Source organism: Sporolactobacillus terrae DSM 11697, from assembly GCF_000648615.1.
Taxonomy (GTDB): domain Bacteria; phylum Bacillota; class Bacilli; order Bacillales; family Sporolactobacillaceae; genus Sporolactobacillus; species Sporolactobacillus terrae.
In genome coordinates, this window is record NZ_JFZC01000100.1 from 43,283 (window position 1) to 55,215 (window position 11,933).

The window sequence follows — 11,933 nt, forward strand, 5'->3', positions numbered from 1 at the left end:
ATTTTTTTAGGGAGGCTTGTATCCGTGAAGAGGATTTTCTCTATTGTCTCAATCATTAGCATGGTATTATTTGGACTGACTGTGAGCTCAGCCAATGGTGAAGGGTGGACCCGAACAAGTGTAATAACTCCAGATGGAAAGCTGCCTCTTCCTGCTTCAGAAAGCCATGAAAATCTGCCGCAGCGGGCCTGGAAAGAGCATGCATACAAGGATGCTTGGTATTCCTTCTCACTCACGTTAGACTACCCTCACTATAAGAATCAAGTGGCATATAAGGACAAGTCTGCGGCAAAGCAAACATTGCGCCGAGCAAAGACGTATCTGGACGAAGTGACCGTTAAAGGTCATGACTTTTCGGCTGCGAGCGACTTACAACGCGATCCATCTTGGGAAAAATTTGGCGAAAATCTCGCAAAATTACAGAATCGGGATTTTGGAGAATCTGAGATTTTAAATGATCTAAACAATGCCGGTGCTTTGTTTCTTCAAGTTCAACGTTATGATGATGAACCATCCCTCCGTTACCTTTACGAGATCATCTCTGATCTAAGTCGTAAGCTAAACGGTGGTTCAAAGTTCTATGGTATCACTCGTACTTATGGCAATAAATCTGAAGCCATCCACAGCTACCTGGAATCAAAACTAGACTAAATTTTAGGCGTGTTCAAATTGAGTGAAAAGATCGCATCACTCTTTCTCCACCTTAGAATTTTTTGGTATGGCTTTGACTTTCATTTGATTTACTTCATACGATAGACATTAGAAATGAGCATGATTGTTGTGCATTAAATAAAAACGCGACGATTGTCATCCCTTTTGAACATCGATTTTATCTGGGAGAAAGGAGTATCAATAGTAAATGCTTGTCGCTCAGTTATTGACAGAATTAAAAAGAGCCATAACTTTTAGGAATCTTTTCGTTTGGATAACTATTATTGCATTATTACCTCTCGTAACATTCGGCATAAAAATGCACGGATACGTTTTTTTAAAACCTTTAGATGTTTTTTTCGCAATGCTTGATGGGTTTATTCCGTTATTATTTCCCATTTTAGTCATTGTCATTTATTTGATTAGTTTTTCTCAAGAGCAAAAAAATCATTTTATTTTGTTTACGCGGCCCAGAATCCCTTTAAATATTTATATTCTGAGTAAAGGGCTAATTAATGGATTCCTAACCGGTGCCGTAATCTTCTTTATGGCTTTTCTCTCGTTTCTTTTTGCTCTGTATATTGAACCTCATTTAAAACTCATTGATTATTCAACCATGTCTACAATGTATCGAGGAGAAGGTCGAGTGGTAACATTTTCGCAAGTTTTATCACTTGGTTCATTTACATATGGCGTATGCTATTCCCTTTGGGTATCAATAAACGCAATCGTATACGCAACACTAGCGTTTTTACTGATGCTGTTGATTAAGTCCACTTTTTTGGCATTATCAGCTCCGTTCCTCTTTTACCATGTTTTCAACTTTGTAACTGGTGTATTCGGTGTTCCACAATTTTCACCTATTAGTACGCTATTTCCGTTTAACATTGAACAGCAGCCCCTATGGACGGTACTACTGCCCTTTATATTTCTTCTTTTTGTTCTCTGTGTTCTCTTTTTCACCGCCATTCGTCATCAAGAAGATTGGATGATATAAAACGATGAGAAAATTAAAATTAATGATGGCAGCGTACTGCAAGTATGTAATAGATTTTAAATGGATACTATTAGGGGTGCTTATTTATTTATATGCCTCAGTAATAAAAAGACAGATAACATATAACGCTTCTCTTTCTCATACAACAATGAACAGTTGGGATGTTACCCTTAATTTGCTAAATGATATTTATCTGATTCTTTATTTTATCATTCCTCTTCTATTACTGATCTCTACGGTCACAATTTTGGTAGATTTTAATGATCAATCCTTAATTCGATTTGGATCAATGAAGCATTGGATCATTCAATCATTGCGAAAATTTTGGTGGAATATCTCGCCTCTTCTACTAATATGGGGGTTTTTATCTCTGTATATCACTATCGGAATCCATTTTTCTTGGCATTGGAGCCGCTTTAGCCAATTAAATTCTAGTTATCTCAATAAGTTCATTGATTTTTTTCAAACACCACTCACGTCGTTTATTTTTAACTTAGTATTTTTAATTCTAGTGTTTTCTTTGTTACATCTGATTTTATCTATATTATTTGTTCTGTCGAGGAACAAACATTTAATTTTATTGATTTGTTCAGTAATTTTTTGGGGTGGGATTGTAGGTTATAAATTATTACCTAGCAAATATGGGTATCTCTCCCTCTCTTCCTATTTTTCTCTTATACAGTCTATTGAGTCATTAAAATCACCATTTTTAAGTATAAACGTCATCCTAATCGTATTTCTTCTATACTATTTGTTTTTACAGGTTCTTGACTTAAATAAGAGGTACATATTTTCAATAATCAAGCCATACTCTTTCGTGCTTATCTACTCGGTTTTATGTTTAATGGGGATTTTCTCAACCGCTCGTTTGCTTCATTCAAGTCAATATACCGTCATTGATTTCTTAGTGTTGTCTTTTAAAGGTGTGCGTTCAGAGGATTTTATGCTCTTTCCTTTCTTTTATTATTCAATTGTATTTTTTGGCTTTGTTTATTTGATGAATCGTAACATTGGTAAGGAAATGGTCTTGATGAGCTATTATAAAATGATTCGTTTCAGGAGTGTAACCAAATGGTTCTGGAGCTGGTTCTATGTGGTATTAATAAAAATCATTGGCTTCCTTTTCTATTTGGCTGGTATTTCCCTATGGATCGCCATCTTAATGCAAACGAAGATTAACTTTCATGCAACGATATATCGAAACACATTAATAGAAATTATATACCAATTTTTTATCAATGGGTTTTTACAACTTGTATTTTATCTACTTATTTTATTTATTATTTTATGGATTAGTAAAGAACCAACATATGGTTTGATTACGATAAGTATCTTCATGCTGTTCCTGTTGCCTGAAATGAATCCGGGAGGCTTTGTTCCTGTCGGATTAAATGGTTTCGGCTATTTACAAAATTATTCACCACTTCGTATAACGATTATCTTATTACTCGCCAATTTTTTTGCGTATTTAATTGTTGTGTATTTATTTAAATCAAAAAAGGCTAACTTATAGGAGGAACCACGTAATGTCTGTTATCTCGCTAAAAAAAGTAAGTAAAAGTTTTAAGAAAAATATTTTATTAAAACAAGTTGACTTAGAAATTGAGAAAGGACATATATACGGAATTGTTGGTCCAAATGGATCTGGCAAGACCGTATTATTTAAAATGATCTGTGGATTTATTTTTCCAGATGAAGGGTCAATCTTTGTCAACGGATCAGAAATAGGAAAGGAAATAAGATTTCCTGAAAACTTAGGGATCGTTATTGATCAGCCCGGCTATATTGCAAACAAAACCGGCTTTCAAAACTTAAAGGAATTATCTTTAATACAGGGTAAAATTGATGATCAAAAGATCATTGAAACGATGAGTCTTGTTGGCCTTGGTGCTCATTACAAACAAAAAACAAAAAACTATTCTTTAGGCATGAAACAAAAATTAGCTATTTGTCAGGCTATTATGGAAGATCAACAGATTCTTATTTTAGATGAGCCGTTTAATTCCTTAGATAAAAAAAGTGTAGAAATTATGCACCGTTTATTATTGAAGTTCAAGGAAGAGGGGCGAACCATTTTACTTACTAGTCATAATCAAACAGATATTCACGCACTTTGCGATTTTGTTTATCAAATTAATCAATGCAAATTAGAAAAAATTTAGTTTCCACACGCATTTCTGTTTTTTATATTAAAAAAGTGTCCAAATCCACTGATATTAATGGCATTTGGACACCTTTTCTCTTACTGACTTTCCAAACATCGTTATTTTATACCGATGTCTATTTTTGATTTTTGAAGGTTGATGATTCTTTGTTTTCAATCAATGATTGTATCTCCAAGTTTCATTTGCAAATGCGAGCTGCTTTTGGATCCATTGCACCTCCTAACTGTTACCTATCATAAAAAATTTATGCTTCAAAACCTCAGCCTCACTGCCGTGCCTTTTTCGCGAGGCTGACGATGGATTCAAAGAATGCGTCCGCCTTCACGTCATAAACGATCTCGACCTCACGCCCATCCTCAGATTCTTCAATGCGTCCTTGACTTGGTTCTTCGGTATGGACGAGCGTACGCACTTTTTTCGCACGTACCAATTCGGGATTGCCCGCAGCCATTGTCGTCAGCACATCCCACAGGTAGTACGTTGAATTGGTTTCAAAGTGAACAAGCGGTGGAACTGCCGCATAGCACTGGCCAAGAAAATCGATGCCGCTATACTTTCGCAACGATGCCCATTGGTTGCGAATCGGCACGGTAAGCGGCACTTGATTGGTACTCTCCAGCGCGACCATCCGCACCGGAATGCGGCTCTGCCACACGCGAGCGACGGCTTCAGGATCCCAGAATGCGTTCCATTCAGCGGTTCCGTCATGCTCCGGTTCCTGCACGTTGCCGACCGCATTCAAGGTACCGCCCATCCAGATCAAGCGCTCGATCTTTTCCTCAATACCCGGATCGGCATCCAGCGCGCGGGCAACATCGGTCAGTGGGCCGGTACATAGCAGCGTCGTTTGCCCCTCATTTTCCCGCACTTGTTGAATCAAGTGTTCATGCGCTGGCAGCTTACTTAATGGCGCTTCTACTTTTCCCGATTCGTTTAAGATCGGCAGCGCATCGACAAAAAACGGATGCATGCGCCACTCCTTTGGAAACGGATTGTGCCCGCGTGAATTCGATCGTGCCACCTCAACCGTTTCTCTTCCAAAGCGGTCAATAATTTTCCGACTCGCCTCAACACCCGGCGTTAAATAGCCGTCGGCAGGGATCACGGAAACCCCCGTTACCTTCACTTGATCCATCTGCAGCAGCAAAAATAAAGAGACCAAGTCATCAATCCCAGCATCATGATTAAAATAGACATTCATTCGTTCCATTGCAGCATCCATCCTTCAAAATCAATTTTTCCTATTTCAAAAATAACAAACTCGGTTGAATAAGAGCAAGCAGGATTGGGCATGCCTGCAGACATGATCTATAGGCTTCGTAGTGGTAAAATAGGGAAAGACATTTAAGGAGGCTGACCCTTTTGAAAGAAGACTTGATTAAACGCTTCACTTCATATGTAAAAGTCAATACACAATCCAATGATGACAGCCCGAGCTGCCCATCGACCCCCGGACAGCTGACACTTCTGCGCCAGCTTGTTGCTGAACTGAAAAGTATCGGCATGCAAGACGTGACGATGGATCAAAACGGCTACGTGATGGCCACGCTTCCTGCCAACACAGATAAGAACGTCCCGGTTGTCGGCTTTATGGCGCATGTCGACACGGCGACCGATTTTACCGGTGACGGCGTCAACCCGCAGTTCGTCGAAAACTATGACGGCGGCGATATCGTCCTGAACAAGGAACAGAACATCGTGCTCAGCCCGAAAACCTTCCCGGAATTGCTTAATTACAAAGGGCATACGCTGATCACAACCGATGGTACCACACTGCTTGGCTCTGATGACAAGTCCGGTGTTACCGAGATCATGACAGCCATGGATTATTTGATCCAGCACCCGGAAATTAAGCACGGAAACGTCCGCGTCGCATTCACTCCCGATGAAGAGATCGGCCGCGGTCCGCATAAGTTTGATGTTAAAGCATTCGGCGCATCGTTTGCTTACACAGTCGACGGCGGTGCGCTCGGCGGCCTGGAATATGAGAACTTCAACGCCGCTGAAGCTAAGTTGATCTTTAAGGGCAGCAACGTCCATCCGGGCTCTGCAAAAAACAAAATGCGCAATGCCATCAAAATGGCGGTTGATTTTCAAAACCTGCTGCCCGCTGAAGAGGCTCCGGAACTTACAGACGGGTATGAGGGCTTCTATCATCCGCTGACTTTCAGCGGCGATGTGGAACAAACCAAGGTGGTCTACATCATCCGTGACTTCGACAAACAAAAATTTGAATCGAAAAAAGCATTTGTTCAAGAAGCCGTGAAGAAGCTTGAACAAAAATACGGTGAAGGCACCATTGACCTGCAACTCAAAGATCAGTACTACAACATGAAAGAAATCGTTGAGCAGAATAAAGAAGTCTTTGACGTTGCGTATCAAGCAATGAAGAATCTGGACATTGAGCCGCAAGTGCTGCCGATCCGTGGCGGCACAGACGGCGCGCAGATCTCTTACATGGGACTGCCGACACCAAACCTGTTCACCGGCGGCGAAAACTTCCACGGTAAGTACGAATACCTGTCGGTCAACGATATGATCAAAGCGACGCAAACCCTCGTTGAAATCGCACGATTGTTTGAAGAACAAGCCTGAGTTCAGCTTAAAGGACCGCGGGATCCATAACGGATCAGCGGTCCTTTTTTTATTTTGATACGCAAGCAGGCTTCGCAGCGACAGTGTTGTCAGACAATCTTCCCGCGTTTATCTAATGTATCCTTCACCTTGTGAATATCGCGAACGTTATACTTCGCCATAATCACATAGCATAGCGCGGATGGGATCAGCGGCAGCTGCAGAATCGTCATCGTCACAATGTAATCGCTTGGGCTGTCGAGATACATCGATAAAATTGCCAAAACGGCCCCAATCCCAAGATTGCCGACCGTACGTCCAAAACTGTTGAACAAATTAGCGATGCTGAAGACCGCACCACGATGTTCCGGTAGGTTTACATCGGTAATCAGCGCCAGCCAGTTCGGTGTATTCGCCGACTGAGCAGCCGACGCAAACAGTGATATGATGAAAAGCGTCAAAATCCAAGGATTGGTCACCAAGTCGCCCAGTAAGCTAAAAAATAAAATTACTGAATTTGTTGTATTTGGCAGTGATAATTGATCGATTGGAAAAATAAATAATAGAATATAAAGCGGCATGGTCAAAAAAACGAAAACAGCTGTAAGCAGCGCGCGCGCCTTGTAGCTCCTTCGCTGCAACTTGTCACCAAGGTAGCCAAAGTAAGAGGACAAGGTCCCGCCGACTTGAAAAATACCATACAGAAAGGCGGCGACAATCATCGCGATTTCCGGCCCATAGCCAAGCGCTTTAATCCGAGCGATATAGAGAGTGGGCAGCCAAATTAAACTCCCCGTTGCAATGTTCATGAAAAAACCCTGCAGGAAAAGGAGCAAATTGCTTCGTTTACTGAGCATGGTCATGATCTGACCAAGGCTGATCCGGTACGTATAATTCATACCGCGATCCATTAGTTTCTTTAATTCAGGTTCCATGCTGCCAAAACGCGGCTCTTCGACGAAAAAGTAAAAGACAATGAGCAGCAGGCCAATAATTGTCAGAACCTCAAAGGGAAGCCGCCAGTTTGATAAGGACGAGATAATTGAGGCAATCAGCGCGCCTGCAATGCCGCCGAATCCTTGCGACATCCCCCAGAGACTCAAGACCATGCCGCGTGAATGATAAGGCACATAATCCGTCAGCGCGCTGAATCCGATCGATGCAACACAGCCGAGTCCAATACCGGTAATGATCTGACAAATCATCAGATGGATGTACGAGCTGCTGAGCGCGGTGAGGTACACACCGATCACCCAGATCAATGTACCCACGATGACCAGCCGTTTCCGATGAAACTTGCCCGACAAATAGCCCCAGAAAAGCGATGAAAATGCAGTAGCTAGAATATTAACGGCCGACACGACACCCATTGCTGAGATTGCAACATTCAAATCTTTCGCTATGTTTGAAAAGAGCGGCGGAAATAAGCCAATCACAATATTGTCAAAGGCAGCCAAGCTCACGTAGACGGATATTGCGTAAACGGTTTTAACCTTCTGCAGTGACATACAAACGAGATCTCCTTAAATTTAGTTGCGCAATTGTAAGCTTTTTGTTACGATTGGTCAATAACTTTCACAAAAAAATTGTTTCCTGTCCCAGTTTAGCATACAATGTAAGGTAGACAGAAGAGACTGCTTATCTAGCGAGTCAGTCCAATTGTTAGAGAAAGGATATCTTCGATGATTAAAAATATACTCATCATTTCTTCAAATTACACCGGACACGGTCACAAGAGCATTACGGAATCACTTAGCGAGAAATTCGACATTGTTCCGGATGTTAAGATTCATGTGGTCGATGGTTTCTCATTAGGCGGCAGCACCTTGCTCCGAGTGGGTAAGATGTACGGTCCCATCACGAGAAACTCGGAACATCTCTGGAAAGTGATCTGGGATATTACTTCCGTGAAGGTGCCATTTGTCAATCATTTGATCGAGATGAAAATCAAAAACAATTTCTTAGATCTGCTCGAAAAAGTTAAGCCTGATCTCATTCTGACCGTTCACCCGAATTTTAACGGTTCGGTGCTAAATATTCTTGAAAAAAACGACATTCACATCCCTTTTGTGACTCTGATTGCCGATTTGATCAGCATTTCTCCATTTTGGGCGGACAACCGTGCCAGCTATGTGATCAGCCCGACAAAAGAGGCTAAAGAAAAGTGCATTGAATTCGGCGTTGCATCTGAGAAAATTAAAGTGATCGGATTTCCGGTACGCGAACGTTTCTATCAACAGATGCCGAAGCAAATTGACCATTACTCACCGAACAAACCGCTGAACTGCCTGCTCATGAGCGGCGGTGAGGGGGTTGGTCATATGGGCAAAATGGCAAAAACATTGATCGACACTTTTAACTTCAATATTACTATTGTAGCCGGAAGAAATGAAAAATTACAGGAACACTTGAACAAAACGCTTGTTAAGAAGTATGGAAGCGAAAAGGTGAAGATCTACGGATTCACGCGTGACATTCAGGACTTGATTGCAAGTTCCGATATTGCCTTTATCCGAAGCAGCCCGAACGTTATGATGGAAGCCGTTTCCTGCAATACGCCAATTGTGATCACAGGCGCTCTGCCGGGACAAGAAGCGGGCAATCCGATGTTTGCAGAAAAATACCATTTAGCGATCACCTGCGAATCGATGAATGATCTTGTGCCGACGATCAATGAACTGCTGGATAATAATGTTGCCATGCTCAAAGAGATCAAAAAATCGCAACAAGCGTATGTCGACCCTCAAATCCCGGAGAACATTGTCAACTTTATTTTGAATATCCCCGGCGAAGACCTGCAGCCCGCAGGTGTCGCTCACGAAGTTTCACTAAATAGTATTAACTATGAGTCTTAACGGACTGTAAAACAGCGTGTATCCCTATGGATGCTCGCTGTTTTTTTCTTTTGATCGCTATAACTAATGGTGTGCGCAGCAAAGGAAAAAAGGATCAATAACAGTTGTTCATAAATTCATAAAAAAAACAGCAAACCGATTATTGTAAAAATTTTCGCATTTGAACTACAATAAATAAAAGAAACTTTTTCTACAAAAATGAACAAAGGGATTAGGAGTGAGATCGATGAAAAAAGTACTGGCTCCTGTTGTCGGCACACTGGGTGCCGGCGTCATTGTTCTATCGGGTATGTCTCATTTTGCGCACGCCGATAATCCATTCTCGTACACGCAACCGTCAAAACCAGCAGCATCCTCTGCCACGTCCCAACAAAACGGATCGTCACAACAAGCCCCGGATGTAAAGACACTTGGACTCGTCTCAATCAGCTATCGGCTCAGTCATCTTGATCAGCTGGCAAGCAATCAGATTGCTTTTTGGATTGAGGATGAAAATGGAAACTATGTCAAAACCTTACGTGCCTCCAGTTTCACCGCGGGAGGTGGCTATAAGATGCGTCCGGAGTCGCTTCCAGAATGGCGCAAGTCCGCCGACTGGGCCCATGCATCACAAGCCGAGATCAATCAGGTTAAGCTGCCGGAACAAAGTGCCGGCAGCCACACCGTCTATTGGGACTGTACGGATGCCTCAGGCAAAGCGGTCAAGTCCGGCACTTACATCTATAAGGCAGAGGGCAACATCTACTGGCAGAATCGAGTGGTCTTCACAGGTAAGATTACGATTGGCAAGAAAAATGCGGACACAGCGGCACAAGCTGTCTATAAGCCTGCCGGTGCAAAATCACATGGCACACTGCTGGAAAATGTGCAGGCAAATTTCGATTCAGGCAAGCGCATCGCTTCCGTTCACCAAGACCCAACCACCAGTTCTCAAGGCTCATAATCATGGCTGAATTCCATCATCGCTATATGAACACGTTTGTGTCAACTTCCGGAATCAATCCGCCGGATGCTCAACGTGTTTTTGATCGGATGGCAGCAGCAGAGCAGCGCTATTCCAGATTTACGGTGAATAGCGAATTGAGCCATATCAATGGACAGGCCGGTCAGGAGACCCCTGTCTCACAATCGTTTGCAGCACTATTCTTCGAAGCACTGCGCTTTTATGCTGAAACCGACGGCATTTTCAATCCATTTCTCGGTAATGTGATGCGTTCCATCGGTTATGATCGTTCGTTCGAACAGGTGGATCGTCATCATGCGTTGCGGCATAACGTCCCGCCGACGGCAAAGCAGTCTTCATTTGCTTTTGATCTTGAAAAACAGACGATTACCTTACCCGCGGAGATTGCCTTAGACTTCGGCGGTATTGCAAAAGGCTGGACTGTTCAAAGCGCAGCGCAATCGCTGCTTTCAATGCGTCGCCCCCGTGGTTTGATTAACGCCGGCGGAGATCTTATGGGCTGGACAGACAGCGATCACGCGCATTGGACGATTGATGTGTCCCATCCCTTTTCCGATCATCAATCCATCGGACGGATTGCCTTCGATTCCGGCCAACTCGGTGTTGCGACGAGCAGTACGATTAAGCGAAGCTGGAGCGATGGTACGCAGCTGCTTCATCACTTGATTGATCCACGAACCGGACTGCCGGCCGCTTCAAACATCATTCAAGCGACCGTCGCAGGGCCCAAGCTTCTGCCATGCGAAATCTATGCAAAATGTTTATTGATCTTAGGGAGCAGTCAAGGTCCGGCTTGGCTGGCAGCAAAGCATCCCGAACTTTCCTATGTATTTGTTGATCAATCGGGCAAGATAACCGCTTCAGAAGCGACAAACATGCCCCATATTCGTGTGGTGTTTTTAAAGCAAATCGACATTCCATAAAAGAAGGAGCGATCAATCGTGGAGCAAAAGCATAAAGGATTGAAATGGACCATTGGACTGGCCTTGATCCTCATCATCAGTCTATTTATTGAAATGGAACGCCATACCGGCTTCTTATCAGCAGCTGCCCCAACCTGGCTGATTGTACGCATTCTAGGAATTACTGCATACCTGCTTCTTTTCTGCGGGATTTGCTTGGGTATTATGGCTGGAATGCCGATTTGGCGAGGCAGAAAAAAAGCACGCAATCGGCTGCTCAAAACGCATTTCTTATTAAATACAACGGGTACATTTGTCGCTATGCTGCACCCGCTGCTACTTATTATCGACCCCTATGTGCCTTTTTCATGGATGCAATTACTCATCCCGTTCACCGCGCCTAAAGAACCGTTTCTCTACGGACTCGGAACGCTCACCTTGTACGGCCTGTTATTCATTCTGATCACCACGGATCTAAAAAATAAAATGCCGGTGAAGCTGTGGCGAAGCTTTCACTTAATTGCCTATGTTCTCTTTCTCTTAGCACTTACTCATGGGATTATGGGCGGGACGGATGCAAGCAACATCGTCATTTTTTCAATGTATGTCGTTACTTTTGTCGTTGTTCTCGCATTGATGATCGCGCAAATCCACATGGTCAGCGCAATTAAGAACAAGGCATTGCGCAACCAAAAGGTGACAGAACGCGGCTTGCACCGTTAACCTATTTTCCATATAAAAAACCGAGCAACAAGTGCTCGGTTCCTAATCTCCAGCCATATGTGATGGGCCCGTGTCTTCTCTGTGCTGAATCGTCGCGGTTAC

The 11,933-nt window shown here is 42.9% G+C and carries 11 protein-coding genes; 9 read left to right on the forward strand and 2 right to left on the reverse strand.

From position 1 onward, the window contains the following. Window positions 1–24: 24 nt before the first annotated feature. The 4 genes from AA84_RS0116210 to AA84_RS0116225 all read left to right on the forward strand — a co-directional run bounded on the left by AA84_RS0116210 (window position 25) and on the right by AA84_RS0116225 (window position 3,810). Window positions 25–651, forward strand: coding sequence for a hypothetical protein (locus AA84_RS0116210; RefSeq protein WP_028978085.1), 627 nt, complete (start codon window positions 25–27; stop codon window positions 649–651). A 208-nt stretch (window positions 652–859) separates the two neighbouring features. Continuing rightward, window positions 860–1,648 carry an ABC transporter permease gene (locus tag AA84_RS0116215; protein WP_028978086.1) on the forward strand — a complete coding sequence of 263 codons (789 nt, stop codon included), beginning with the start codon at window positions 860–862 and terminating at the stop codon, window positions 1,646–1,648. 844 nt (window positions 1,649–2,492) lie between these two features. Next, window positions 2,493–3,161, forward strand: coding sequence for a hypothetical protein (locus AA84_RS18880; RefSeq protein WP_128167228.1), 669 nt, complete (start codon window positions 2,493–2,495; stop codon window positions 3,159–3,161). A gap of 13 nt (window positions 3,162–3,174) precedes the next feature. Beyond that, on the forward strand, window positions 3,175–3,810 hold the full coding sequence (locus tag AA84_RS0116225) for an ABC transporter ATP-binding protein (protein WP_028978088.1): 636 nt from the start codon (window positions 3,175–3,177) through the stop codon (window positions 3,808–3,810). Window positions 3,811–4,078: 268 nt separating this feature from the next. Here the strand turns inward: AA84_RS0116225 and AA84_RS0116230 are convergent, their stop codons facing one another. Then, a complete protein-coding gene (locus AA84_RS0116230; protein WP_037564029.1) occupies window positions 4,079–5,023 on the reverse strand; it encodes a nucleoside hydrolase in 945 nt (314 codons plus the stop codon). Between the two features lie 152 nt (window positions 5,024–5,175). Between AA84_RS0116230 and pepT the strand changes: the two genes are divergently transcribed. Continuing rightward, window positions 5,176–6,408, forward strand: coding sequence for a peptidase T (gene pepT / locus AA84_RS0116235; RefSeq protein WP_028978090.1), 1,233 nt, complete (start codon window positions 5,176–5,178; stop codon window positions 6,406–6,408). Window positions 6,409–6,497: 89 nt separating this feature from the next. Here the strand turns inward: pepT and AA84_RS0116240 are convergent, their stop codons facing one another. Next, on the reverse strand, window positions 6,498–7,895 hold the full coding sequence (locus tag AA84_RS0116240; protein ID WP_028978091.1) for an MFS transporter: 1,398 nt from the start codon (window positions 7,893–7,895) through the stop codon (window positions 6,498–6,500). 174 nt (window positions 7,896–8,069) lie between these two features. On the opposite strand from AA84_RS0116240, the gene AA84_RS0116245 reads away from it, so the two are divergent. From AA84_RS0116245 to AA84_RS0116260, 4 genes are all read left to right on the forward strand, one after another. Beyond that, complete coding sequence (locus tag AA84_RS0116245) at window positions 8,070–9,242, forward strand: MGDG synthase family glycosyltransferase (RefSeq protein WP_028978092.1); 1,173 nt, start codon at window positions 8,070–8,072, stop codon at window positions 9,240–9,242. A 226-nt stretch (window positions 9,243–9,468) separates the two neighbouring features. Continuing rightward, window positions 9,469–10,185 (forward strand): DUF2271 domain-containing protein, encoded by a 717-nt coding sequence (locus AA84_RS0116250; protein WP_028978093.1) that lies wholly within the window; start codon window positions 9,469–9,471, stop codon window positions 10,183–10,185. A 2-nt stretch (window positions 10,186–10,187) separates the two neighbouring features. Continuing rightward, the gene (locus tag AA84_RS18170) at window positions 10,188–11,129 is read left to right on the forward strand and encodes an FAD:protein FMN transferase (RefSeq protein WP_051578103.1); all 942 of its coding nucleotides are present in this window, start codon (window positions 10,188–10,190) and stop codon (window positions 11,127–11,129) included. A gap of 18 nt (window positions 11,130–11,147) precedes the next feature. After that, window positions 11,148–11,831: a hypothetical protein gene (locus tag AA84_RS0116260; RefSeq protein WP_028978094.1), complete on the forward strand. Its 684-nt coding sequence runs from the start codon at window positions 11,148–11,150 to the stop codon at window positions 11,829–11,831. Window positions 11,832–11,933: the final 102 nt, after the last annotated feature.

Coding starts and splice junctions, on each gene's coding strand:
- AA84_RS0116230 (WP_037564029.1), bottom strand. CDS start 5,023: ATGGAACGAATGAATGTCTATTTTAATCATGATGCTGGGATTGATGAC.
- AA84_RS0116225 (WP_028978088.1), top strand. CDS start 3,175: ATGTCTGTTATCTCGCTAAAAAAAGTAAGTAAAAGTTTTAAGAAAAAT.
- AA84_RS0116250 (WP_028978093.1), top strand. CDS start 9,469: ATGAAAAAAGTACTGGCTCCTGTTGTCGGCACACTGGGTGCCGGCGTC.
- AA84_RS0116240 (WP_028978091.1), bottom strand. CDS start 7,895: ATGTCACTGCAGAAGGTTAAAACCGTTTACGCAATATCCGTCTACGTG.
- AA84_RS18880 (WP_128167228.1), top strand. CDS start 2,493: ATGGGGATTTTCTCAACCGCTCGTTTGCTTCATTCAAGTCAATATACC.
- AA84_RS0116215 (WP_028978086.1), top strand. CDS start 860: ATGCTTGTCGCTCAGTTATTGACAGAATTAAAAAGAGCCATAACTTTT.
- AA84_RS0116245 (WP_028978092.1), top strand. CDS start 8,070: ATGATTAAAAATATACTCATCATTTCTTCAAATTACACCGGACACGGT.
- AA84_RS18170 (WP_051578103.1), top strand. CDS start 10,188: ATGGCTGAATTCCATCATCGCTATATGAACACGTTTGTGTCAACTTCC.